A 25,407-nucleotide genomic window follows, 5' to 3' on the forward strand; every position below is an offset into this window, starting at 1 on the left:
AGGTGTTACATGTCCGAGCTTAATGAAAAGTTAGCCACAGCCTGGGAAGGTTTTGCGAAAGGTGACTGGCAGAATGAAGTAAACGTACGTGACTTCATTCAGAAAAACTATACCCCGTATGAAGGTGACGAATCCTTCCTGGCTGGCGCAACTGACGCGACCACCAAGCTGTGGGACAGCGTAATGGAAGGCGTTAAACTGGAAAACCGCACTCACGCGCCAGTTGATTTTGACACCTCCGTTGCTTCCACCATCACTTCTCACGATGCTGGCTACATCAACAAAGCCCTTGAGAAAATCGTTGGTCTGCAGACTGAAGCACCACTGAAACGCGCAATCATCCCGTTCGGTGGTATCAAAATGGTTGAAGGTTCCTGCAAAGCGTATAACCGCGAGCTGGACCCAATGCTGAAAAAAATCTTCACCGAATACCGTAAAACCCACAACCAGGGTGTATTCGATGTTTATACCAAAGACATCCTGAACTGCCGTAAATCTGGCGTTCTGACTGGTCTGCCAGATGCGTATGGCCGTGGCCGTATCATCGGTGACTACCGTCGCGTTGCGCTGTACGGTATCGACTTCCTGATGAAAGACAAGTACGCGCAGTTTGTTTCCCTGCAGTCCGATCTGGAAAACGGCGTAAACCTGGAAGCGACTATCCGTCTGCGTGAAGAGATCGCTGAACAGCACCGCGCGCTGGGTCAGATCAAAGAGATGGCTGCTAAATACGGCTGCGATATCTCTGGTCCTGCTACCAACGCTCAGGAAGCTATCCAGTGGACCTACTTCGGCTACCTGGCCGCAGTTAAGTCTCAGAACGGTGCAGCAATGTCCTTCGGTCGCGTATCCACCTTCCTGGATGCGTACATCGAACGCGACATCAAAGCAGGCAAAATCACCGAGCAAGACGCTCAGGAAATGATTGACCACCTGGTCATGAAGCTGCGTATGGTTCGCTTCCTGCGTACCCCTGAATACGATGAGCTGTTCTCTGGTGACCCAATCTGGGCAACAGAATCTATCGGTGGTATGGGCGTTGACGGCCGTACTCTGGTAACCAAAAACAGCTTCCGCTTCCTGAACACCCTGTACACCATGGGTCCTTCTCCGGAGCCGAACATCACCGTTCTGTGGTCTGAAAAACTGCCTCTGAACTTCAAGAAATTCGCCGCTAAAGTGTCCATCGATACCTCTTCTCTGCAGTATGAGAACGATGACCTGATGCGTCCGGACTTCAACAACGACGATTACGCTATCGCTTGCTGCGTAAGCCCAATGGTTGTTGGTAAACAAATGCAGTTCTTCGGTGCGCGTGCAAACCTGGCGAAAACCATGCTGTACGCAATCAACGGCGGCGTTGATGAAAAACTGAAAATGCAGGTTGGTCCTAAGTCTGAGCCAATCAAAGGCGACGTTCTGAACTTCGACGAAGTGATGGACCGCATGGATCACTTCATGGACTGGCTGGCTAAACAGTACGTCACCGCGCTGAACGTTATCCACTACATGCACGACAAGTACAGCTACGAAGCATCTCTGATGGCGCTGCACGACCGTGACGTTATCCGCACCATGGCGTGTGGTATCGCAGGTCTGTCCGTTGCTGCTGACTCCCTGTCTGCAATCAAATATGCGAAAGTTAAACCGATTCGTGACGAAGACGGCCTGGCTGTAGATTTCGAAATCGAAGGCGAATATCCGCAGTTTGGTAACAACGATTCTCGCGTTGATGACATGGCGGTTGACCTGGTAGAACGTTTCATGAAGAAAATTCAGAAACTGACTACTTACCGTAACGCTATCCCGACTCAGTCTGTTCTGACCATCACCTCTAACGTTGTGTATGGTAAGAAAACCGGTAACACCCCAGACGGTCGTCGTGCTGGCGCGCCATTCGGCCCAGGTGCTAACCCAATGCACGGTCGTGACCAGAAAGGTGCTGTTGCCTCTCTGACCTCCGTTGCTAAACTGCCGTTTGCTTACGCGAAAGATGGTATCTCTTATACCTTCTCTATCGTGCCAAACGCGCTGGGTAAAGACGACGAAGTGCGTAAAACTAACCTCGCGGGTCTGATGGATGGTTACTTCCACCACGAAGCGTCCATCGAAGGTGGTCAGCACCTGAACGTGAACGTAATGAACCGTGAAATGCTGCTCGACGCGATGGAACACCCTGAGAAATATCCTCAGCTGACCATCCGCGTATCTGGCTACGCAGTACGTTTTAACTCCCTGACGAAAGAACAGCAGCAGGACGTTATCACCCGTACTTTCACTCAGTCCATGTAAGTGGAATTGACTGAAATCACGCGTTAAAAAGCGTACAATAAAGGCTCCACGTAAGTGGGGCCTTTTTAGCACCCTCTCCACCTCAGTCTCTTTTGTCCGCTATCTATACTCTATGGATATCAGCCAAAACAGACTTCAACACAGCCGGCTTTGAGCTGTGCATACTCAGGCCCCGGACGGGCCGATGCTGGAGATATCACCGCAATGTCAATTATTGGTCGCATTCACTCCTTTGAATCCTGTGGCACCGTCGATGGCCCGGGTATCCGCTTTATCACCTTTTTCCAGGGCTGCCTGATGCGCTGCCTGTACTGCCATAACCGTGACACCTGGGATACGCACGGCGGTAAAGAAGTGACCGTTGAAGACTTGATGAAAGAGGTGGTGACCTACCGCCACTTTATGAACGCGTCCGGCGGCGGCGTCACCGCATCCGGCGGTGAAGCCATTCTTCAGGCCGAATTTGTCCGCGACTGGTTCCGCGCCTGCCACAAAGAAGGCATTCATACCTGCCTGGATACCAATGGCTTTGTACGTCGCTACGATCCGGTGATCGATGAACTGCTCGAAGTGACCGATCTGGTGATGCTCGATCTCAAACAGATGAACGATGAGATCCACCAGAACCTGGTGGGCGTCTCCAACCACCGCACGCTGGAGTTTGCCAAATATATTGCCGATAAAGGCATCAAAACCTGGATCCGCTACGTGGTTGTTCCCGGCTGGTCAGATGACGACGACTCCGCGCATCGCCTGGGCGAATTTACCCGCGACATGGGCAACGTCGAGAAAATCGAACTTCTGCCCTATCACGAGTTGGGTAAACATAAATGGGTGGCCATGGGTGAAGAGTACAAGCTTGATGGCGTGAAGCCGCCAAAAAAAGAGACGATGGAACGCGTCAAAGGTATTCTTGAACAGTACGGTCACAAGGTGATGTATTAAAGAAAAGGCTCGGTAAAACCGGGCCTTTTTATATTCTATTTAAAGACGCCGTTAATAACGGTCGTCACAATCGCAGTACTCAGCGCAATTAAGACCAGGTCGTCACCCACTACGCGCCATTCATAGCCGGGATAGGAAGGAAGCTGGTCCAGCATTGAGGCCGGAACGGTTTTCTTCGCAATACCCGGAGGCAGTGGTTTACCGCGCGCCAGGTTTTTCGCGATCCCCGGAGGCAAAGACTTATAGCCCGTTAAGCCGTAATTCACGGCCAGATGGCGGGCATGATCGAAACTGACGCGAGCGTCGACATCATTACCGACATCTTTGCTGTTTTTAACGCTCTTATTCGATTTACCAGGGTTGTCCTGACCGTTATTTTGCTTATTACCATGGTTACCAGAATTCCCGTTACCATGACTGCCGCTGTTACCCTGTCCGCCCCCGTTTCCGTGACCATTGCCATTCCCGTTTCCAGGGTTAGCCATGACCGGAGCCGTTGCAAACGTTAAAGACAACACTACGGCCAGTGCGGTAGTGGAAAAACGACGAATAGACATGATTGCTGCCTTATTGTGGTAGGACTCACCTGAATTATCGTCCGGCGCAATAAACAAACAATAAGTAAAACTCTGAGTTGTGTTGGGGACAAAAAAGCCTGTCATCGACAGGCTTTTAATTCATCAGGCATGGGCCACAGGCGTTGGATGTTCACCCGCTTTACGCAGTAGCATTAACAGATAAATAAACGACACGCTGGCGATCATGATAAACAGTAAATTGTCGGAGTAATTCTGCATCAGCATCGCGGTAAACGTCGGCCCTAATAAGCTGCCGATGGTGTAGCTCAGTAACAGCGCCTGGTTCATTGCCACCAGCTGGTGATGCTCGACTTTCTCACAGGCCCAGGCCATCGCGACGGGATAGAGCGTAAAGCCGGCAGCCCCGAGAATGAACAGCGCAGGCGCCATCGCGGCGTTGCTGAGCATGGCAAGACAGCCCATGATCACCACGAAGACCTGAACGCGCAGCACCAGCAGACGGCCAAAGCGGTCCGCCAGGCGGCCAATCGGCCACTGCCCCACAATACCCGCACTCACCATGACCGCCATCCAGAAGCCAATTCCGGAATCGCTGACGCCCTGATGATTCAGATAGAGCGGCATCAGGCCATAGAGCGAGCCGAGGACAATCCCCGAGATAATGCAGCCGTTAACGCCCAGACGCGCCTGACGTAGTCTCAGCATTGGCCAGACGTGGGTTGCTTCCTGGTGTTCGCTGTTATGATTCACAATGCGCGTAAAGAGCAGCGGCAGGATCGCGGCCAGCACCATACCTGTCACCCACGGCAGAACGCTCATCAGGTCGGTTGGTAGTTTGCTCACCATCAGTTGTCCCAGCACGGTGCCGACGTAATAAACCATCATGTAGGCTGCCAGCAGGCGACCGCGGTTGCGGGAGGTTCCGCTGCACATCAGCGCACTTTCAACGACCACCCAAATCATCGCGCAGCCTACACCGGCGATAAAGCGCCATGCCATCCAGCTCCAGAAGCCGACCATCAGGCCCAACCCCGCACACCCGGCAGCGAAAATCAGCGAAGCCAGATAATAGCTGCGGTTAAAACCAAAGCGCTTAATCAGGCTCCCGGTCACCAGCGTACCCAGCAGGTTCCCGGTAAAAAAGGACGAGCTGACCATACCCACCTGCCAGGTCGGTAAGTTTTCATGGGCGAGCCACAGCGGGACGAGCGTATTTAACACTGCGATCGCCAGGGTCAACAGAAGCAGGCCACAGAGCAACAGCAGCACTGGCCGGGTATAGGTGGTCATGGATTAAAAACCGTGAGGAAGTTCAGATTTCGTGCGCATCATGCCACTGGCAAAAACAAAGTCAATCCACTGATTTAGCCGCCTCGCACAATATGTTCCCTGTCGATTTAAAAAACTTATCCTGCTAATGCCACGCCAGCTATAGATATTAATTATGTCGCTGTTTTCATTTATTAATGGGCAAAATAAAAGCAAAACGACAGTCGAAAAATTTCATGATCGAAAAAAGAAAAAGCCGGGCACTCAGGCCCGGCTTGATATAACCAAATACAACGTTAACTGGCGATAGCCATCCCTACGGTCATATGCAACCCGTAGAACACGCCGCGACCAATCAGTTCACCCGCCAGTACCAGCACAAAAGCCAGTGACAGCAGCGGCAGCGCGGGCTGATAACCTTTGAGCTGAGGAGAAATCCAGAATACCAGCGCGGCGACCAGCAGAACGATACGCCAGGCCATCAGCGCACCGTAGTCCGGCACCAGGGCAGAGGCCTGCTGGATAGAGCTGTGAATGGTTGCCAGTTCAGAACCCTGCATCAGGGCGACCATCGCACTTACTACCAGCGCCAGAAGCGAAACGGCGGGCAGTAAACGCATTGCCCACCCGTCTACGCCCGCCACGCGCAGCAGTAGGTAGCCCAGCAGCGGTCCGCCGATAAACATCGTCAGGAAGAAGCTCATCGGCGTCCAGACGCTGTACCATGTGGGGACGGTATCGATAGTGTTATAGACACGCACCATCATCCACACGAACACCACGCCAAGCACCATGGTCAGGATCAGCCACAGGCTGCGAAGACCGGCAGGCAACTTCTTCATAGCGGCCAGCAGCCAGCCCAGCCCACCGACGGCAAAGAAAATTGCCCCGCTGGCAATCTCGTTACTCAGTGATGAGGCACCCACGCGGTTCAGAGAGTTAAACGCGCGCATCGGTGAACCCAGGTGCAGCGTAGAGGCGATAAAACCAATCCCCATCAGCACCCACAGGCCAAACATGCTCAAAACCAGACGCTGCTGCTGTTCGGCATTGAGGTTCCCTTTTAACAACGCCAGCGCGAGCACAATGAAGCCGCCCGCCACGCACTGACCAAAGACCGTGAAGATCATCAGCGGCCATTCATGCCATCCACTTCCCATCTCACACCTCCTTCGGGTTTGCCAGGTAGCCGGTGGTGTCACCTGTAGGACGGCTGTTGGCGTTAGGTTTAATCACAATACTCGGCTTCGTGAAGTGCGCAGACGGCAGCGGCGCCACGGCGGCGAGCTGACCGTGTTTCTGACGCAGCTCTTCAATGGGACCGAAGTCCAGCGCGCGTAGCGGGCAGGATTCGACGCAAATCGGCTTTTTGCCGTCAGCCACGCGGGTGTGGCAACCGTCGCATTTGGTCATATGACCTTTGGCGGCGTTGTACTGCGGCGCGCCGTACGGGCACGCCATGTGGCAGTAGCGACAGCCGATGCAGACATCTTCATCCACTACCACAAAGCCGTCTTCACGCTTGTGCATCGCCCCGCTCGGGCAGACCTTGGTGCAGGCAGGGTCTTCACAGTGGTTACAGGCAATCGACAGGTAATACGCAAAGACGTTCTGATGCCAGACGCCGTTATCTTCCTGCCAGTCGCCCCCGGCGTATTCGTAGATGCGGCGGAAGCTGACGTCCGGAGTCAGGTCTTTGTAATCTTTACAGGCCAGCTCGCAGGTTTTGCACCCGGTGCAACGGCTGGAATCAATAAAAAATCCATACTGGGTTGTCATCGGCTACTCCTTAAACCTTTTCAACCTGGACAAGGTTTGTGTGGGATGGATTGCCCTTCGCCAGCGGCGACGGACGCTGCGTGGTCAGCACGTTAATACTGCCCGCCTGATCGATGCGGTTGGCATCCGGGCTGTACCAGGCCCCTTCCCCTAACGCCACCACGCCTGGCATCATGCGCGGCGTCACTTTGGCCTCAATGTGCACCTCGCCGCGACCGTTGAAGATGCGCACGCGATCGCCGTTGCTGATGCCGCGCGCTTTCGCGTCCATAGGGTTGATCCACATCTCCTGGCGGCAGGCGGCTTTTAGCACGTCGACGTTACCGTAGGTAGAGTGCACGCGCGCTTTGTAGTGGAAACCGGTCAGCTGCAGCGGGAATTTCGCCGTCAGCGGATCGTTGTAGTTCTCAAAGCCCGGCGTGTAGATCGGCAGCGGATCGATAACGTCTCCTTCCGGCAGTTCCCATGTCGACGCGATTTTTGCCAGATCTTCGGAGTAAATTTCGATTTTGCCCGACGGTGTGGTCAGCGGGTTCGCCTGCGGGTTTTCACGGAACGCTTTGTACGCCACGTGGTGCCCTTCCGGATCGCGCTGTTTGTACATACCCTGCTTGCGGAAGGTATCAAAATCAGGCAGGTCAGGGACCGCCTTACGGGAGAGTTCATGCAGATGGCGCATCCACCCTTCCTGAGTACGCCCTTCGGTAAACTGCTGCTCAACGCCAAGACGTTTCGCCAGCTCAGAGGTCATCTCATAGATGGTTTTGCACTCGAAGCGCGGTTTAATCGCCTGGTCGGTAAAGATCACGTAGGACATGTTGCCGCAGGAGGCATCCAGCGCGAAATCCATCTGCTCAGAGGCGGTGCAGTCCGGCAGCAGGATATCGGCATATTTCGCCGAGGAGGTCATGTGGCAGTCGATCACCACAATCATCTCGCACTTCTTGTCATCCTGCAGGATTTCATGGGTGCGGTTGATTTCGGAGTGCTGGTTGATGAGGCAGTTACCGGCATAGTTCCAGATCATTTTGATCGGCACGTCCAGCTTGTCTTTGCCACGAACGCCGTCGCGCAGGGCGGTCATTTCCGGACCCCGTTCGATCGCATCGGTCCACATAAACATGGAGATGCTGGTCTGAACCGGGTTATCCAGCGTGGGCATACGTTCAAACGGCACTTCATACGAGCCTTCACGCGCGCCGGTGTTACCGCCGTGAATGCCGACGTTGCCGGTCAGAATGGAGAGCATGGAGATGGCACGGGTCGCAATTTCGCCGTTCGCATGACGCTGCGGACCCCAGCCCTGGCTAATGTAGGCCGGTTTGGCTGAGCCAATCTCACGCGCCAGCTGAACGATACGCTCCACAGGAATACCGGTGATGGTGGAGGCCCACTCCGGCGTTTTCGCCACGCCATCGCTGCCCTGACCGAGAATATACGCCTTGTAGTGACCGTTAGCCGGCGCGCTGGCTGGCAGGGTTTTCTCGTCATAGCCGACGCAGTATTTATCCAGGAAAAGCTGATCGACGAGGTTTTCGGTGATCATTACCCACGCCAGCCCTGAAACCAGCGCCGCATCGGTTCCTGGTCGGATTGGAATCCACTCGTCTTCACGTCCGGCACCGGTGTCGGTATAGCGCGGATCGATGATGATCATGCGGGCATTGGATTTGGCGCGAGCCTGTTCGAGGTAGTAGGTTACTCCGCCACCGCTCATGCGGGTTTCACCCGGGTTGTTACCGAACAGCACGACCAGCTTACTGTTTTCGATATCGGACGGGCTGTTGCCGTCCGCCCAACCGCCATAGGTGTAGTTCAGTCCCGCCGCGATCTGCGCCGAGGAATAGTCGCCATAGTGATTGAGATAACCGCCGCAGCAGTTCATCAGGCGCGCCACCAGCGTTTTTCCCGGTGGCCAGGAACGGGTCATCGTGCCGCCGAGCGTCCCGGTACCGTAGTTCAGGTAGATAGATTCGTTACCGTACTCTTTAATCAAACGCTGCATGTTGGTGGCGATGATGTCGTAGGCTTCATCCCAGCTAATCCGCTCGAACTTCCCTTCCCCACGCTTACCGACGCGCTTCATCGGGTATTTCAGGCGATCCGGGTTGTACACGCGGCGACGCATGGAGCGACCGCGCAGACAGGCACGAACCTGATGTAACCCTTCGTAGTTATCGTCCCCGGTATTGTCGGTTTCGACATATTTAATTTCACCGTCCACCACGTGCATACGCAGCGGACAACGGCTACCGCAGTTGACGGTACAGGCACTCCACACTACTTTTTCCGGCGAAGTGGCCGGAGACAGAGCCTCTGCCGCCGACGCCAGTCGGGTAAAAGGGAGCGTGAAGGCACTGCTGGCTACGGCCAGGCCGCCAATTGCCGTGGTTTTCATCAACCCACGGCGAGTGACCTCGGCAGCCATTAATGCTTCAGGCGCGTTGATTTTCATAGAGACTCACTTTGGTTGCTCACAAAGAAAAGAGAGGCGGCGCAAACCGCTATGTAGTTTTATATATAACGAATATCTTCGTTATCAGCTTTTTATGCTGACTTTCATTCGGAGGAGTATTACTACTTTAGTGGGAGGGGTTATTGCGTCGTATCAAATCAAAGGCATAAAAAAAGCGCCCTGAGGCGCTTTTTTGTTTTAAGACAAATTATTAGCCGATGTACTGCTGGCCCTTCATGTATGGACGCAGCACTTCAGGGATCTCAATACGACCGTCTGCCTGCTGGTAGTTTTCCAGCACGGCAACCAGGGTACGGCCCACAGCCAGACCAGAACCGTTCAGGGTATGCACCAGACGAGTTTTCTTGTCAGATTTGCTGCGGCAGCGTGCCTGCATGCGGCGCGCCTGGAAATCCCAGACGTTAGAGCAGGAGGAGATTTCACGGTAGGTGTTCTGCGCAGGTACCCACACTTCCAGATCGAAGGTCTTGCAGGCACCAAAGCCCATATCACCGGTACACAGGGCCATACGACGGTACGGCAGACCCAGCAGCTCCAGCACTTTCTCAGCGTGGCCGGTCATCTCTTCCAGCGCGTCCATGGACTCTTCAGGACGGACGATCTGCACCATCTCAACTTTGTCGAACTGGTGCATACGGATCAGACCGCGCGTGTCGCGACCGTAAGATCCTGCTTCAGAACGGAAGCACGGAGAGTGCGCCGTCAGTTTGATCGGCAGATCGTCTTCGTCGATGATCTCATCACGCACGAGGTTAGTCAGCGGCACTTCCGCAGTTGGGATCAGCGCGTAGTTGCTGCTGTCTGCTTCCTCGTCCAGCGGACGGGTATGGAACAAATCGCCGGCAAATTTCGGCAGCTGGCCCGTACCGTACAGCGTATCGTGGTTGACCAGATACGGTACGTAGGTTTCGCTGTAGCCATGCTGCTCGGTGTGCAGATCCAGCATGAACTGCGCAAGCGCGCGGTGCAGATGGGCAATCTGGCCTTTCATCACCACGAAGCGAGAACCGGTCAGCTTAACCGCTGCCGCAAAGTCCAGGCCCGCGTGCATTTCGCCCAGCGTTACATGATCGCGCACTTCGAAGTCAAACTCACGAGGCGTACCCCAGCGTTTCACTTCAACGTTGTCGTTTTCATCTTTGCCGACAGGCACGCTGTCGTCAGGAATATTCGGGATAGCCAGGGCAATATCACGAATCTCGGCCTGAAGAACGTCCAGCTCAGCTTTCGCCTGATCCAGTTCTTCACCCAGCTTGTTCACTTCCAGGCGTAATGGCTCAATATCTTCCCCGCGCGCTTTCGCCTGGCCGATGGATTTCGATCGAGAGTTACGCTCTGCCTGCAGATTTTCAGTTTGTACCTGCAGTACTTTACGACGCTCTTCAAGAGCGCGCAGCTTATCTACATCCAGCTTAAAGCCCCGGCGTGCCAGTTTTTCAGCGACTGCGTCTGGCTCATTACGCAGCAGATTGGGATCGAGCATGCTTATCCTGTGCTTATCGAATTAAAATAGGAAAATGTGACCACAGCCTGCGGCCACAAGGATACATTGCCAACATTACCGCAACGATTGAACTAACGGTAGCGTTTTATAGGGCTATTTTGATCCTGTCCGGCGAGCCAGGTGAGCTTTTCACCAATCTTGCCTTCAAGACCTCTGTTTGTGGGGTGATAATAGCGCGTTTGTGCCATCTCCTGTGGGAAATATTCCTCCCCGGCAGCGTAGGCATTGGGTTCGTCGTGAGCGTAGCGGTACTCCTGCCCGTAACCCATCTCTTTCATCAGTTTGGTCGGCGCGTTACGCAGATGAACCGGCACATCGTAATCCGGGCGTTCGCGCGCGTCGGACATCGCCGCTTTGAAGGCGGTATAGACGGCATTGCTTTTCGGCGCACAGGCCAGATAGACAATCGCCTGCGCAATGGCTCGCTCACCCTCCGCGGGTCCAACGCGGGTGAAGCAGTCCCAGGCCGACAGCGCGACCTGCATGGCGCGAGGATCGGCATTGCCGACATCTTCTGAGGCAATCGCCAGACAGCGGCGCGCGACGTAGAGCGGATCGCCGCCCGCAGTGATAATGCGCGCGTACCAGTAAAGCGCCGCATCCGGCGCGCTGCCGCGCACGGACTTATGCAGCGCCGAGATAAGGTCGTAAAAACGATCGCCTTTGTTATCGAAGCGCGCGCTGCGTTCCCCGGCAATTTCGGTGAGCAACTCCTGCTTCAGCACCCGCTTCCCGGCATCGTCGACTTCGGCCATATCGGCCATCATTTCCAGCGTGTTCAGCGCCCGACGCGCATCGCCGTTGACCAGCTCGGCAATCGCACGACGCGTGTCGTCAGGCAGAACGATATCCTGCCCGCCGTAGCCGCGCGCTTTGTCGTCCATCGCCTGGCTGAGAACCTTTTCGATATCCTCGGTGGTCAACGATTTGAGCAGGTAAACGCGCGCGCGGGACAGCAGCGCCGAGTTCAGTTCGAACGACGGGTTTTCGGTGGTCGCGCCGATGAAGAAGATCGTGCCGTCTTCAATATGCGGCAGGAAGGCATCCTGCTGGCTCTTGTTGAAGCGATGGACTTCGTCCACGAAGAGGATGGTGCGCCGCCCGGCATTGCGGTTCTGCCGCGCACGCTCGATCGCCTCACGGATCTCTTTCACGCCGGAGGTGACCGCCGAGATGCGTTCGACGTCCGCGTTGGCATAGCGGGCGATCACTTCTGCAAGCGTGGTCTTGCCGGTGCCAGGGGGTCCCCAGAGGATCATCGAATGGAGATGCCCGGCCTCAATGGCGCGCGGCAATGGCTTACCGGCAGCCAGCAGGTGTTGCTGGCCGATGTACTGCGCTAAATTTTCTGGCCGCATACGAGCGGCCAGAGGTTGAAACGCGTTATCTGAAAAATCGAGCGACAGATTGCCCACTCATGCCTCTTACTTATTGCGTTGGTCATCCACCGTTACGCCCTGCGGCGGGGTAAAGGTGAATTTCGATGCATCAACGGCGCCGTTCTGCTGAGACTTGAGCTGGTAGCTGCTGCGCTGATCGTCCTGCTCAACCGCGCCGAACTGATTAATAGTACCGTTAGTGCTTACGTTAATGGTGAACTGCTTCAGGTTGCCGTTGCTGCCTTTCGGCGTCAGGACAAACTCGTCACCCGTCTGTTTAATATTGTACTGCTGCCAATCGCTGGCCTGGTTACGGGCAATCAGCATAAACGGCGTATTGCTGGTGGCATCCTTCAGCCACGTTGCAGTCGCCTGCTCAACGAACGGGTTGAAGAACCATAAGGTTTTGCCGTCAGACACCAGGATACTCTCATCCGGCTGGGTCATATGCCAGTTGAACAGATTTGGGCGTTTTACCCATAAATCTCCCTGGCCTTCCTGCACCGCGTTGCCGCTGCCGTCAGTCACTTTTTGCGTGAAGCTTGCGTGGAAGCTGCTTACTTTATCCAGTCGGCTTTTAAGGTCGCTGGCTGCATCAGCCCAGACGCTGCTGGCGACAAAACTGGTGAGTAATGCACAGGCGATGGCGATTTTTTTCATTGTTATTCCTTAAAATACGTCTTCCCGGTATGGGGTTTCCGTCTTCTATTCTGGACCTGCCCGGAGGCAGGCGACAGAAGAAAATGCTTAATTTTGGCTGATTTACCCTTCTTTGCAATCGCTGAAGGTTAATCAAACGGCGGCGGTGCCAGCACCTCGCGGTTACCGTTATGGCCCTGCTCGCTCACAATGCCCTGCGCTTCCATCTGCTCGATGATGCGCGCCGCGCGGTTATAGCCGATGCGGAACTGACGCTGCACGCCAGAGATGGACGCTTTGCGTTTTTCGGTAACGAAGTTAACCGCCTGGTCGAATAACGGATCCAGTTCTTCGCCGCCGTCGAAGCCACCGCCACCGCCTTCGCTTTCCGTGTCGCTGGTAATACCGTCAACGTATTGCGGACGACCGCGCGCTTTCCAGTCCTGCACGACGGCATGAACTTCCTCATCGCGAACGAACGCCCCGTGGACACGCACCGGAGAGGTGGAATTCGGGCCGGAATAGAGCATGTCACCCATACCCAGCAGCGACTCTGCGCCGCCCTGATCAAGAATGGTACGGGAGTCAATTTTACTTGATACGGTAAACGCGATACGCGTCGGAATGTTCGCTTTGATAAGACCAGTGATAACGTCCACGGAAGGACGCTGGGTCGCAAGCACAAGGTGAATACCGGCCGCACGCGCTTTCTGCGCCAGACGGGCAATCAACTCTTCCACTTTCTTACCGACGGTCATCATCAGGTCAGCGAATTCATCGACCAGCACGACGATATAAGGCAGTTTTTCCAGCACCGGATGCTGGGCATCCATGCTGTCACCCGGCTTCCAGTAAGGATCCGGAATCGGACGTCCCATGCGTACCGCCTGGGCGATTTTCTCGTTATAACCGGCCAGGTTACGCACGCCCAGCGCAGACATCAGCTTGTAGCGGCGTTCCATCTCATTGACGCTCCAGCGCAGGGCGTTGGCGGCGTCTTTCATGTCGGTCACAACTTCGGTCAGCAGATGCGGAATGCCTTCGTAGACCGACAGTTCGAGCATTTTCGGGTCGATCATGATGAAACGCACATCTTCCGGCTGCGCTTTATACAGCATGCTGAGGATCATGGCGTTCACCCCGACTGACTTACCGGAACCGGTAGTACCCGCGACCAGCAGGTGAGGCATTTTTGCGAGGTCTGCCACGACCGGATCGCCCGCGATATCTTTACCCAGCACCACGGTCAGCGGAGATGGGTTATCGCGGAACTTGGTGTTATCCAGCACTTCACGCAGGTAGACGGTCTGACGTTTCTTGTTCGGCAGCTCAAGGCCAACGTAAGGTTTGCCCGGAATCACTTCCACCACACGTACCGCAACGGTCGAGAGAGAACGCGCCAGGTCGCGGGATAGGTTAGAAATACGCGCCGCTTTAACGCCCGGTGCCAGGTTCAGTTCAAAACGGGTGATCACCGGACCCGGTGAGTAGTTCACCACGTCCGCCTTGATGCGGAAATCAGCCAGACGGGCTTCAACCAGACGCGCCATCTGCTCCAGTGCGAAGGTATCAACCGGTTCCACTTCTGACGGCGGCGGCGTTAACAGATCCAGAGACGGCAGCGGCGTGCTTGGACGCTGCAGCGGACGGCTGTCACCGTTACGCATCAGCAGCGGGTGAATCAGGCTCTCCTGCGGCTGAGGCGCAGGCTGCTGGAACTGCGGCGGCTGTGGTGGCTGTGGTGGCTGCTGCGGTTGCGCGTACGGCTGCTGAACAGGTTGTTGCGGCTGCACATAGCCCTGTGGTGCTGGCTGCTGGCGTACAGGCTCTGCTTCCGGCATCACGCTCGGGGTAAATAAAGGCTCGCTCGGGCCATCATCCACCAGATCCTTCATGGGTGAGAATTCAAAATCAGACAGCGAGAACGGATTTGCACCAGCCGGTTGTTCACCTGAATAGCGCTGCTGCTGGGTGGCGGCGAACTGGCGCGCTAATTCCGCTTCTGCTGCGTCATCTTCGTCTTCAAGCAGCGGTTCATCGTGTTGATATTCTTCACCGTAGCGTTGATTCTGCTGCGCGGCGAACTGACGGGCCAGCTCATCCTGCTGCATTTCATCGGCGTCATCTTCGTACTCAGGCTCGCGCGCTTTTTCTTCGGCCATACGCTGGGAAGGCAGCTTGATACCATAAGAGGCAAGTTCACGGCGGGTTGGTACGCGAACGCGGTTAGGACGAGGCAGCTGTGGACCAATCCCCTCCTTCACCTGAGGACGTGGCGTCCCTCCGGTTGCCAGGCTAAAGACAGGTGCAGCCACTGCAGCGGCCGCGGTAGCCTGCTTCACGCTTTCCGCTACGGGTGCAACAGCAGGTGTCGGGTCGACCGGTGGAACGGAAACAGAAGGCGCTTTCGCAATTGGCTCCTGCACCGGTTCAGGTACAGGCTGATACCAGGCAGCAAGCTGCTCGCGTTCACGCGCACGACGCTCTTCGACTTCTTCAAAATAATACATTGGTGGACGAGAGGGTTTTACCTCTTCCACGATTTCAGGTTCAGGCTGCGGCTCTACATAAGGCTGCACGGGTTCAACCGGTTCAGGCGCATATTCCTGATAAGGTTGGGCCACAGGCTGTTCATAGTGCGGGTAATCTTGCGGCTCATACGCAGGCTGCGGCGGCTGATAAGGCTGCTGCCACTGCTCCTGCTGCACGGGGATGTAGCTTTCAGGTTCAGGCGCGATAACAGGCTCCGGCGTATGAACGCCTGGCGCAGTTTGCCAGTCAACCTGAGGCTGCTGAATAACGGATTCCGGCGGCGAAACCGGCGCGGATGGCATCACTGCATCGACTGGCGCGGCATACGCCTGCGCAGCGGTCGTCGCGGCTGCGGCTGCCGCAACCGGCTCGGTAACCGAGTGGCCATTTAACAGCGGATCGTATTCGTCGAAGTCACCAGGCGTGGCCCGGCTGCCGGAGAAGAGCACATCGTCAGGATCGACTGCGACACCCGCAGCACGATACGCCACCTGCTCGTCTTCATCCATGCGTTTACCGGAGAAGAGCGCCGCATCGGTTTTACGGCCCAGGGGGTTGGCAAATTTCTCAGCAACACGCTGACGACGCGCCAGCGCACCGCGCAGAATACGCGCACGACGAGACTCGCGATGCTGCACAGGTGCGTTATCTTCCTCTTCTTCTTCGTACTCGTCTTCATCAACCCACGTATCGTCACGGCGGGTACGGTTGCTGGCGAAGGTCAGAATAGTGAGGATAAAACTACCAATTTTCTCGGCAATGCTAACCCAGGACCAGCCGGTAAACAGCGTTAGCCCGGCCGCCCAAATGCACAGCAACGCCAGCGTGCCCCCGCTGCTGTGTAGCATAGGCTGCAGCGCAGAACTGAGTAAGCTGCCGATCACCCCGCCAGAGGCGAAGTACCAGATATCATCCGCATTGATTGCCGCCAGCCCGCACGAGGTGAGGATCAGCGCCAGCGCGCCAATCAGGCGCAGCGATACGGCAAAATAGTCGATGTAATCATCGTTCTGACGATGACGCCATGCAAACCAGCATCCGCCAATGATAATGACGGGAAGGGTGTAGGCCATCACACCGAAAATGAAGAACAGCGTGTCCGCAAGCCAGGCACCGGGGACACCGCCTAAATTATGGATAGGCTCATGCCATGCAGTTTGTGACCAGCTGGGATCTGAGGGGTTGAAACTGAGTAAGGCAGCCATCAGCCAGACGGCAAAAAGGGCAATAACAATCAGCAAAGCCTCGAGGAGACGACGTCCGCTGCTTAGCTTCGATAGTGTGACTTCTTTGTCTTCAGTGTATTCCTGGCTCAAAAAAGGCTCTCCAGGTATCAGGCATTTCCTGCCTTTTTGCTAAAACGGACAACAGCGCCGGGACTCCCCGGCACTGTTGCTGTATGGATTAACAGGAGTGTAATCAAACTACGCTGATTTTGCACCTGTTCCGTGTTAGCGCGTCTTAATAACCAGACGATTGCTCTGTTTGACCTCTTCCATCACCACATAGGTACGGGTGTCGTTCACGCCTGGCAGACGCAGCAGGGTTTCCCCCAGAAGCTTACGGTAGGCGGACATATCAGGCACACGGGTTTTCAACAGGTAGTCGAAATCACCGGACACCAGGTGACACTCTTGAATTTCTTCAAGTTTTTGTACAGCGGCGTTAAATTGCTCAAACACATCCGGCGCACCACGATTCAGAGTAATCTCAACAAATACCAGAAGTGAGGCATCCAGATAATGCGGGTTCAGCAGAGCCGTATAGCCCTGAATGAAACCCTGTCTTTCCAGTCGGCGCACACGCTCAAGGCACGGCGTCGGGGAAAGTCCCACACGTTTTGAAAGCTCGACGTTGGAAATACGCCCATCCTTTTGCAATTCATTAAGAATGTTACGATCGATACGGTCGAGATCTTTGCCAGGGCGCTTCTTGCTATCTACCATTATTATTGTCTCTCTGTATTCCTTCCCTACTCCTGCCTGGACCCTGTGCACATCACTGTTCAGAGCCTGTACCCGTTAGTCATCACATCGCCTGATTATGTTATAGACGCGATGCGGATTCGGGTTCTGTTGGTAAGAAGACCGTTGCCCGAAGGCAGTCACCGACATCACGTATGGCGTCTGTCCACGCCATGCGTAGATTTCACTGACCCGGTAAAAATGGCATTTACGTGCATGCCTATGCGGCATACGGTTAACGCGGTTTTTTTTCTTCCTTGAATGTTTTCGCAAAAGCGCAGGGGATTGTCAAAGCAAAACATCTTTTTTTAGTACAACATGCCGGATATTCATTGCGGCAGGGTATTAATCCTCATTTTATTGCCTTACAAACGACCGCTTTTCTGGAAAAATGTGATGTTATAGCGCCTCATTCATCGTCCGTGGCTATTACACAGATTGATATCAAAATTGCTGTGCTCTTTTTTTACGGCAACAAATTCCCTACAATCCAGCCAAATGTCTGCCAACAACAATGGGGATCTCATGGGCACGGCCAAACACAGTAAGCTGCTAATCCTTGGTTCTGGACCTGCGGGATATACCGCAGCGGTCTATGCTGCACGCGCTAACCTGCACCCGGTACTTATCACCGGTATGGAAAAAGGCGGTCAGCTGACCACCACCACCGAAGTGGAAAACTGGCCAGGGGACCCGAACGACCTGACCGGGCCGCTGCTGATGGAACGTATGCACGAGCATGCCGCCAAATTCGAAACCGAAATTCTGTTCGACCACATTAATAAGGTCGATCTGCAGAACCGTCCGTTCCGCCTGACGGGCGACAGCGGCGAATACACCTGCGACGCGCTGATCGTCGCCACCGGTGCCTCTGCCCGTTACCTCGGTCTGCCATCTGAAGAAGCGTTCAAAGGCCGCGGCGTCTCTGCCTGCGCAACCTGCGACGGTTTCTTCTACCGCAATCAGAAAGTCGCGGTCATCGGCGGCGGCAACACCGCTGTGGAAGAAGCACTCTACCTGGCGAACATTGCCTCTGAAGTGCACCTGATTCACCGTCGCGAAACCTTCCGCGCAGAAAAGATCCTGATCAAACGTCTGATGGATAAAGTGGCAAGTGGCAACATCGTGCTGCATACCAACCGCACCCTGGAAGAGGTGACAGGCGACCAGATGGGCGTTGCCGGTCTGCGTATCCGTGATACCCAGAACACCGATAACGTCGAAACGCTGGAAGTGGCGGGTCTGTTTGTGGCCATCGGTCACAGCCCGAACACCGCAATCTTCGACGGTCAGCTGGAGCTGGAAAACGGCTACATCAAAGTGCAGTCCGGCATTCACGGTAATGCGACTCAAACCAGCATCCCGGGCGTATTCGCGGCCGGCGACGTGATGGATCACATTTATCGTCAGGCAATTACCTCTGCGGGCACCGGCTGTATGGCCGCGCTGGACGCTGAATGCTACCTCGATGGACTGGCTGAACAAGGTAAATAATCTTTACAAGTCAGTAACAAACGTAAATAAAGGCGGCGATAAGTCGCCTTTATTGTCTCCCCGTTGTAACATTGCGCTGCCCAATTTCTAATAACGTCACCTGCAAAGTACGCAATGGAAAAAACCCGTCAACAAGAGTTAACACGCTGGCTGAAACAGCAAAGCGTTATTTCCCGCCGCTGGCTTACGATTTCCCGTTTCCTGGGTTTCGTCAGCGGTCTGTTGATTGTTGCCCAGGCATGGCTGCTGGCCCGCATTCTTAATCACATGATCATGGAGAACATCCCGCGCGAAGCGCTCCTGCTGCCCTTTATTGTCCTGATCCTGATTTTTGTTCTGCGCGCCTGGGTGGTATGGCTGCGTGAGCGCGTCGGTTTTCACGCCGGACAGCACATCCGCTACGAGATCCGCCGTCAGGTGCTCGATCGTCTTCAGGAAGCCGGGCCCGCGTGGATCCAGGGAAAGCCGGCCGGTAGCTGGGCGACGCTGATCCTTGAGCAGATTGACGATATGCACGACTACTACGCGCGCTATCTTCCGCAGATGGCCCTTGCCGTCTTCGTTCCGCTGCTGATCGTGGTCGCCATCTTCCCGGTGAACTGGATGGCTGCGCTGATTCTGATGGGCACCGCCCCGCTGATCCCGCTGTTTATGGCGCTGGTCGGGATGGGGGCAGCGGATGCCAACCGCCGTAACTTCCTGGCACTGGGTCGCCTGAGCGGCCATTTCCTCGATCGTCTTCGCGGCATGGAGACATTGCGCATTTTTGGCCGCGGTGAAGCGGAAACCGAAAACATTCGCCTGGCGTCACAGGACTTCCGTCAGCGCACCATGGAAGTGTTACGCCTCGCCTTCTTGTCTTCTGGCGTACTGGAATTCTTCACCTCACTGTCGATAGCCCTCGTGGCGGTCTACTTCGGCTTCTCCTACCTCGGCGCGCTGGATTTCGGCCATTACGGCACGGCGGTGACTCTTTCTGCCGGTTTCCTGGCGCTGATCCTGGCCCCGGAGTTTTTCCAGCCGCTTCGCGATCTGGGAACCTTCTATCACGCCAAAGCTCAGGCGGTTGGCGCCGCCGATAGCCTTAAAACGTTCCTGGAAACGCCGCTGGCCCACCCGGAGCGCGGTGACGTAACGCTGAATGCGAAAGATCCGGTGACCGTTGAAGCGCAGGACTTTTCCATTCTGTCGCCCGAAGGCAAAGTGCTCGCCGGTCCGCTGAACTTTACCTTACCTGCCGGGCAACGCGTGGTCCTTGTCGGCATCAGCGGTTCCGGGAAAAGCTCTCTGCTGAATGCGCTATCCGGTTTTATGGCCTACACGGGTTCACTGCGGATCAACAAAACCGAACTGCGCAAACTCGACCCTGATGCCTGGCGTAAACAGCTCAGCTGGGTAGGCCAAAACCCGCAGCTTCCCGCCGCTACGCTGCGTGAAAATGTGCTTCTGGCGCGCCCGGACGCGCGTGAAGATGAACTGCAATCGGTTCTCGACCGCGCCTGGGTCAGCGAGTTTCTGCCCCTGCTCCCGCAAGGGGTGGATACCGTTGTCGGCGACCAGTCCGCCGGGCTGTCGGTTGGACAGGCGCAGCGTGTGGCCGTTGCCCGCGCCCTGCTTAACCCATGTCAGCTGATGCTGCTGGATGAGCCCGCCGCCAGCCTGGATGCCCATAGCGAACAGCGCGTAATGGAGGCCCTGAACGCCGCCTCCCGGCAGCAAACCACCCTGATGGTTACCCACCAGCTGGAAGGCATTGCCGACTGGGACCAGATATGGGTTATGGAGAACGGCCGTATCGTTGAGCAAGGCGATTACGCCTCTCTCGTTGCCGCGCAGGGACCGTTTGCCGCCCTGCTGGCGAACCGTCAGGAGGATATCTGATGCGTGCTCTGCTGCCTTATCTTGCGCTCTATAAACGCCACAAATGGATGCTGACGCTGGGGATTGTGCTGGCTATTGTCACGCTGCTCGCCAGCATCGGCCTGCTCACGCTTTCCGGCTGGTTCCTGTCGGCCTCGGCCGTCGCGGGCTTTGCCGGTTTATACAGCTTCAACTATATGCTCCCGGCTGCCGGGGTTCGCGGTACCGCCATCACCCGTACCGCCGGACGCTATTTTGAACGGCTGGTCAGCCACGACGCCACTTTCCGCGTGCTGCAGCACCTGCGTATCTACACCTTCAGTAAACTACTGCCCCTCTCCCCTGCCGGGCTGGCGCGTTTTCGTCAGGGTGAGTTGCTTAACCGCGTCGTGGCGGATGTCGATACGCTGGATCACCTTTACCTGCGCGTGATTTCCCCGATCGTGGGCGCGTTTGTGGTGATTGTGGTGGTCACGCTGGGGCTGTCTGTTCTGGATGTTCCCGTTGCGCTGACGCTGGGCGGGATCATGCTGCTGACGCTTATCATTTTGCCGCCGCTGTTTTACCGCGCCGGGAAATCCACCGGGGAAAACCTGACGCGCCTGCGCGGAGACTACCGCCAGCAGCTAACCTCCTGGCTTCAGGGGCAGGCAGAGCTGACTATTTTTGGCGCCAGCAAGCGCTACCGCGCGCGGATGGAAAGTACGGAGCTTAACTGGCATGAGGCCCAGCGCCGCCAGTCGGAGCTGACGGCCTTTTCTCAGGCGCTGATGATGCTGATCGGCGGCGTGGCGGTGATTGCCATGCTGTGGCTGGCTTCCGGCGATGTCGGGGGGAATTCGCAGCCGGGTCCTCTTATTGCCCTTTTCGTATTCTGCGCGCTGGCTGCGTTTGAGGCGCTGGCCCCGGTAACGGGCGCCTTCCAGCATCTGGGTCAGGTAATTGCTTCTGCCCTGCGCATCACGCAGATTGCGGAGCAGGAGCCTGAAGTCACGTTTAGTGCCGGGCAAACCGCTGTACCAGAGCAGGTTGCACTGGCGCTTGAAGATGTCACCTTCGCCTATGATAAACAGGCGCAGAACGCGCTGGACGGTATCACCCTTTCTGTCAGCGCCGGTCAGCGGATTGCGATCCTTGGGCGTACCGGCTGCGGTAAATCGACGCTGCTGCAGCTGCTGACCCGCGCCTGGGATCCGCAGCGCGGTCAGATTCGTTTTAATGATACGTTGCTGACTGATTTCAGCGAGCAGGCTCTGCGCAAGACTGTGAGCGTCGTTCCGCAGCGCGTGCATCTGTTTAGCGCCACGCTGCGCGATAACCTGCTGCTGGCCGCGCCAGAGGCCTCTGATGATGCGCTTCGCGCCGTGCTGGAACAGGTCGGGCTGCAAAAGCTGCTTGAGGACGAAGGGTTGAACAGCTGGCTGGGCGAAGGCGGCCGTCAGCTCTCCGGCGGTGAGTTGCGCCGTCTGGCAATCGCGCGCGCGCTGCTGCACGATGCGCCGCTGATGCTGCTCGACGAGCCCACCGAAGGGCTGGATGCAACAACCGAGAGCCAAATCCTTGATTTACTGGCGAATGTTATGACCGGCAAAACCGTGCTGATGGTCACGCACCGCCTGCGCGGCCTTGCGAGTTTTGATCGGATAATTGTGATGGACAACGGACACATTATTGAGCAAGGTAGTCACGCAGAGCTGTTGGCGAAACAGGGTCGCTACTACCAGTTTAAACAGCGTCTGTAGACTATATTTGTAGCGTCCTTACTCGCGTACTGGAGTTTTGCTGTCATGCGCCTGGTCCAGCTTTCTCGTCATAACATCGCGTTCCCTTCTCCGGAAGGGGCGCTGCGTGAGCCCAACGGGCTGCTGGCCCTTGGTGGTGACCTCAGTCCCGCGCGGCTTTTAATGGCGTACCAGCGCGGTATATTTCCCTGGTTTTCTCCCGGCGACCCGATTTTATGGTGGTCCCCCGATCCGCGCGCCGTTCTGTGGCCAGAGCAGTTTCACCTGAGCCGCAGCATGAAGCGTTTCCATGCGAAATCCCCCTACCGCGTCACTCTGAACCACGCCTTTGGTCAGGTCATTGAAGGCTGTGCAGAAGACCGCTATGAAGGGACATGGATAACCCGCGATATTATTACCGCCTACCATCAACTTCATGAGCTTGGCTACGCCCACTCCATCGAGGTATGGGAAGGCGGAGCACTCGTCGGCGGCATGTACGGCGTGGCGCAAGGTACGCTATTTTGCGGCGAGTCGATGTTCTCTCGTGCAGTTAACGCCTCGAAAACCGCACTGCTGGTCTTCTGCGAGGCGTTTGCCCAGCGCGGCGGACGCCTGATCGATTGTCAGGTGCTCAACGAGCACACGGCCTCGCTGGGTGCTGTTGAAATCCCGCGACGCCAGTATATCGAGCATCTGGACGTCAGCCGCCAGGAGAAGCTCCCGCGCGACTTCTGGATACCGAGAACGCTCTTTATGCCCAATGCCTAAATGTTTTCCGCATATTTTTTGTGAGGGTGTTATAATTATGCCGCAGAGTAGCTTCTGCCTGTTGCCCCGCCGCCGTTTGGGACCCTCGCTTCAGATAACGTCCTGACGTTTATCCTGTCGTCTCCCCTTTACGAATGCGCTTCCTGTTCGGTTGTACCGTGACGCTTGGGCAATGCGCCGAAACTGTTTTGCTGCGTTTTAATCGCGCAATTCTTTACTTAATTGATGAATTTCGGCATTATCTTGCCGGTTCAAAACTTGGTAGTGATACCCCAGAGGATTAGATGGCCAAAGAAGACAATATTGAAATGCAGGGTACCGTACTTGATACGTTGCCTAATACCATGTTTCGCGTAGAGCTGGAAAACGGTCACGTGGTAACTGCGCACATCTCCGGTAAAATGCGCAAAAACTACATCCGCATTTTGACGGGCGACAAAGTGACTGTTGAACTGACCCCGTACGACCTGAGCAAAGGCCGCATTGTCTTCCGTAGTCGCTAATTGTTTTCGCCTGTAATGGCAGATGAATATTAAATAAGGCCGGGATTTTCCCGGCCTTACTTTTTTGCGCTGCAGGCGATTATTTGAACAATTATTTGGCTGTACGTTTCTGCGCCAGGGCTGTCTGTTCGACAGTGCATAGAGAAAGGGGGAGGGACGAATTAGCAGCAGCAATGCCCTTTTAATGGCTGTGTCTCGCTATGCTATCAGCCGTTTGCCACCTGATAACCTATTTCAATCAAAGCATCAAGCTCGTCTTTTGCAAACAACCTTGCCCTGTAGCATTCGCCAGGGAACTCTGGATAGCCATCCAGCGAGCAAATCAGATCGTAGATTGTGGCAATAATATGGCCTGTGGCATTGCTGATAAAGAAAGAGCGTGCGTGGTTGGTGTAGATGCCATAGTAGTCACCATAATCTATTGCTGCCCCCATAAAATCAGTAATTTGAGGAACACGATCGGAAGGTAACTGGATAATGCTACCTGCCTGGGTTGCTGTTTTGTTGACGAGATCAACAGCATAGAACATGACTCTCGCAGGATCGGTTTTGTAAGAATCAGCCGTTGAATCAAGGGCAATATCTCGAGTAACCGCGTTGCCTGCATTATCGACGCAGGAGCCATTATCAAATAGTGAAAGAACAAATTTTCCTTCAGTCCCATTGCTTAACCCAGCAAAAGCGCTATTTTTCGTAACGAATACGGTATGAGCGCCATTTTCAAAATTCTCAATACCGGAAGTATCTATCTGCGTAACGCCCTGCCCTGCTGCGAAATTACTGTTAAATCCCCCAGTATTAATACTCCATAATATCTTACCATCGGCAGGAGAAATCCCAAACGTCAGGCCTGCAGAGCGGGTATGGACAACAATCGCTTCAGCATTTGCCTTCCCTCCGGGGATCCAGGAAAGCGAGTTAAGGTGAGCATCGTTTGTCGGGCTATTATTCAGGATCTGCGTATTATCAAATGCACGCGTATAATTTTTTGCCCACAGCATCACGCCTGTCTTTTCATCAAATTTTAAAATTGATGCGTCCTGTCTCATCGTATTGGTCGAACGGTCCGGGTTATCATTACCAATCATGAAGAGATTACCGGCTGAATCCCAGATCAGATCGTGGGTGTTAGCATAGCGGTTACCATCGCGGTCGCGTAAATCAAATTCCAGAATCTCATTGCCTAAAATATCGATTTTAAAAAAGCGTCGACCATACCAGTGTTCATCTTCATCACTGCCGATATAGAAATAGCCATTATTCGTTTTTAACATTTGATTACGATAGGGCTGAGCGTAATAGCAGCGAAGATCGCCGTTTTGGTCGTAACCATCACAATTGGTGGTCATTAACCAACTGTTTCCCCATACGGCCGCAAAGTTGGCGGGATCCGTTTGCTCAATATCGATATGGAAAATTGTCGCATCGCGGTAGACTTGTTCCTGTGTGCTTACCAGAATGGTTTGATTAAAAATTTCCCCTCCGCTAAGGTTTTTAAAAACCACCTGTACTTGATTAAGATAATTGGCGTACAGTCCAATAACCGGAATTTTTATCTCAGGTAAAGAGATAATGTCATTTGATGAATACGTAAAATCTAAACTTGATGCGCTAGTTAATCTTCCCAGAACCGTATAGGAATATGTTGCCGCCTCATCAACCCTAAATTTCAGATATACCGCAAGCTGGTTATTTGCAGGCGCGAGATCCATTCCAAGATAGGTAATTGCCATGTTATTC

18 protein-coding genes are annotated in these 25,407 nt (G+C 55.0%); 7 read left to right on the forward strand and 11 right to left on the reverse strand.

Features of this window, described 5'->3' with window-relative positions; translation table 11 throughout:
- Positions 1-9 precede the first annotated feature (9 nt).
- Positions 10-2,292, forward strand: coding sequence for a formate C-acetyltransferase (pflB, locus tag RVY89_RS11475; RefSeq protein ID WP_024907798.1), 2,283 nt, complete (start codon positions 10-12; stop codon positions 2,290-2,292).
- A 204-nt stretch (positions 2,293-2,496) separates the two neighbouring features.
- Entirely contained in the window at positions 2,497-3,237 is a 741-nt protein-coding gene (gene pflA, locus RVY89_RS11480; RefSeq protein WP_023310991.1) for a pyruvate formate lyase 1-activating protein, read from the forward strand.
- A 35-nt stretch (positions 3,238-3,272) separates the two neighbouring features.
- Here pflA and RVY89_RS11485 read toward each other — a convergent pair whose 3' ends face one another.
- From RVY89_RS11485 to lrp, 10 genes are all read right to left on the reverse strand, one after another.
- Positions 3,273-3,794 carry an anti-virulence regulator CigR family protein gene (locus RVY89_RS11485; protein ID WP_484827876.1) on the reverse strand — a complete coding sequence of 174 codons (522 nt, stop codon included), beginning with the start codon at positions 3,792-3,794 and terminating at the stop codon, positions 3,273-3,275.
- 123 nt (positions 3,795-3,917) lie between these two features.
- Positions 3,918-5,066, reverse strand: a complete 1,149-nt coding sequence (locus RVY89_RS11490) for an MFS transporter (protein ID WP_484827877.1) — start codon at positions 5,064-5,066, stop codon at positions 3,918-3,920.
- Between the two features lie 275 nt (positions 5,067-5,341).
- Entirely contained in the window at positions 5,342-6,205 is an 864-nt protein-coding gene (locus RVY89_RS11495; RefSeq protein WP_484827878.1) for a dimethyl sulfoxide reductase anchor subunit family protein, read from the reverse strand.
- Between the two features lies 1 nt (position 6,206).
- A complete protein-coding gene (locus tag RVY89_RS11500; protein WP_021240882.1) occupies positions 6,207-6,824 on the reverse strand; it encodes a DMSO/selenate family reductase complex B subunit in 618 nt (205 codons plus the stop codon).
- Positions 6,825-6,834: 10 nt separating this feature from the next.
- Complete coding sequence (gene dmsA, locus RVY89_RS11505; RefSeq protein WP_484827879.1) at positions 6,835-9,279, reverse strand: dimethylsulfoxide reductase subunit A; 2,445 nt, start codon at positions 9,277-9,279, stop codon at positions 6,835-6,837.
- Positions 9,280-9,490: 211 nt separating this feature from the next.
- Entirely contained in the window at positions 9,491-10,783 is a 1,293-nt protein-coding gene (gene serS / locus RVY89_RS11510; RefSeq protein ID WP_008499983.1) for a serine--tRNA ligase, read from the reverse strand.
- 92 nt (positions 10,784-10,875) lie between these two features.
- Positions 10,876-12,219, reverse strand: a complete 1,344-nt coding sequence (rarA, locus tag RVY89_RS11515; RefSeq protein ID WP_484827880.1) for a replication-associated recombination protein RarA — start codon at positions 12,217-12,219, stop codon at positions 10,876-10,878.
- A 9-nt stretch (positions 12,220-12,228) separates the two neighbouring features.
- Positions 12,229-12,843, reverse strand: a complete 615-nt coding sequence (lolA, locus tag RVY89_RS11520; RefSeq protein ID WP_032639238.1) for an outer membrane lipoprotein periplasmic chaperone LolA — start codon at positions 12,841-12,843, stop codon at positions 12,229-12,231.
- Positions 12,844-12,971: 128 nt separating this feature from the next.
- Positions 12,972-16,670 (reverse strand): DNA translocase FtsK 4TM domain-containing protein, encoded by a 3,699-nt coding sequence (locus RVY89_RS11525; RefSeq protein WP_484825367.1) that lies wholly within the window; start codon positions 16,668-16,670, stop codon positions 12,972-12,974.
- A 135-nt stretch (positions 16,671-16,805) separates the two neighbouring features.
- Positions 16,806-17,300: a leucine-responsive transcriptional regulator Lrp gene (lrp, locus tag RVY89_RS11530; RefSeq protein ID WP_000228469.1), complete on the reverse strand. Its 495-nt coding sequence runs from the start codon at positions 17,298-17,300 to the stop codon at positions 16,806-16,808.
- A gap of 543 nt (positions 17,301-17,843) precedes the next feature.
- Here lrp and trxB point away from each other — a divergent pair.
- The 5 genes from trxB (at position 17,844) to infA (ending at position 23,667) form a co-directional block, all read left to right on the forward strand.
- Entirely contained in the window at positions 17,844-18,812 is a 969-nt protein-coding gene (gene trxB, locus RVY89_RS11535) for a thioredoxin-disulfide reductase (RefSeq protein WP_484825368.1), read from the forward strand.
- 114 nt (positions 18,813-18,926) lie between these two features.
- On the forward strand, positions 18,927-20,693 hold the full coding sequence (cydD, locus tag RVY89_RS11540) for a heme ABC transporter permease/ATP-binding protein CydD (RefSeq protein WP_484825369.1): 1,767 nt from the start codon (positions 18,927-18,929) through the stop codon (positions 20,691-20,693).
- A complete protein-coding gene (gene cydC, locus RVY89_RS11545) occupies positions 20,693-22,414 on the forward strand; it encodes a heme ABC transporter ATP-binding protein/permease CydC (protein ID WP_484825370.1) in 1,722 nt (573 codons plus the stop codon). The genes cydD and cydC overlap by 1 nt, the downstream gene beginning before the upstream one ends.
- Positions 22,415-22,459: 45 nt before the next feature.
- Positions 22,460-23,164, forward strand: coding sequence for a leucyl/phenylalanyl-tRNA--protein transferase (aat, locus tag RVY89_RS11550; RefSeq protein ID WP_484825371.1), 705 nt, complete (start codon positions 22,460-22,462; stop codon positions 23,162-23,164).
- Positions 23,165-23,448: 284 nt separating this feature from the next.
- Positions 23,449-23,667: a translation initiation factor IF-1 gene (gene infA, locus RVY89_RS11555; protein WP_002211347.1), complete on the forward strand. Its 219-nt coding sequence runs from the start codon at positions 23,449-23,451 to the stop codon at positions 23,665-23,667.
- Between the two features lie 206 nt (positions 23,668-23,873).
- Here infA and RVY89_RS11560 read toward each other — a convergent pair whose 3' ends face one another.
- Positions 23,874-25,400: an aryl-sulfate sulfotransferase gene (locus RVY89_RS11560; protein WP_484825372.1), complete on the reverse strand. Its 1,527-nt coding sequence runs from the start codon at positions 25,398-25,400 to the stop codon at positions 23,874-23,876.
- Positions 25,401-25,407 lie beyond the last annotated feature (7 nt).

This window comes from Enterobacter sp. 3U4 (genome assembly GCF_057224565.1).

Excerpts from the sequence above, each read along its gene's own strand:
- trxB (WP_484825368.1), top strand. The coding sequence starts at position 17,844 with ATGGGCACGGCCAAACACAGTAAGCTGCTAATCCTTGGTTCTGGACCT.
- lolA (WP_032639238.1), bottom strand. The coding sequence starts at position 12,843 with ATGAAAAAAATCGCCATCGCCTGTGCATTACTCACCAGTTTTGTCGCC.
- RVY89_RS11560 (WP_484825372.1), bottom strand. The coding sequence starts at position 25,400 with ATGGCAATTACCTATCTTGGAATGGATCTCGCGCCTGCAAATAACCAG.
- dmsA (WP_484827879.1), bottom strand. The coding sequence starts at position 9,279 with ATGAAAATCAACGCGCCTGAAGCATTAATGGCTGCCGAGGTCACTCGC.
- cydC (WP_484825370.1), top strand. The coding sequence starts at position 20,693 with ATGCGTGCTCTGCTGCCTTATCTTGCGCTCTATAAACGCCACAAATGG.
- RVY89_RS11485 (WP_484827876.1), bottom strand. The coding sequence starts at position 3,794 with ATGTCTATTCGTCGTTTTTCCACTACCGCACTGGCCGTAGTGTTGTCT.
- aat (WP_484825371.1), top strand. The coding sequence starts at position 22,460 with ATGCGCCTGGTCCAGCTTTCTCGTCATAACATCGCGTTCCCTTCTCCG.
- cydD (WP_484825369.1), top strand. The coding sequence starts at position 18,927 with ATGGAAAAAACCCGTCAACAAGAGTTAACACGCTGGCTGAAACAGCAA.
- RVY89_RS11495 (WP_484827878.1), bottom strand. The coding sequence starts at position 6,205 with ATGGGAAGTGGATGGCATGAATGGCCGCTGATGATCTTCACGGTCTTT.
- serS (WP_008499983.1), bottom strand. The coding sequence starts at position 10,783 with ATGCTCGATCCCAATCTGCTGCGTAATGAGCCAGACGCAGTCGCTGAA.
- RVY89_RS11490 (WP_484827877.1), bottom strand. The coding sequence starts at position 5,066 with ATGACCACCTATACCCGGCCAGTGCTGCTGTTGCTCTGTGGCCTGCTT.
- RVY89_RS11500 (WP_021240882.1), bottom strand. The coding sequence starts at position 6,824 with ATGACAACCCAGTATGGATTTTTTATTGATTCCAGCCGTTGCACCGGG.
- pflB (WP_024907798.1), top strand. The coding sequence starts at position 10 with ATGTCCGAGCTTAATGAAAAGTTAGCCACAGCCTGGGAAGGTTTTGCG.
- pflA (WP_023310991.1), top strand. The coding sequence starts at position 2,497 with ATGTCAATTATTGGTCGCATTCACTCCTTTGAATCCTGTGGCACCGTC.
- infA (WP_002211347.1), top strand. The coding sequence starts at position 23,449 with ATGGCCAAAGAAGACAATATTGAAATGCAGGGTACCGTACTTGATACG.
- lrp (WP_000228469.1), bottom strand. The coding sequence starts at position 17,300 with ATGGTAGATAGCAAGAAGCGCCCTGGCAAAGATCTCGACCGTATCGAT.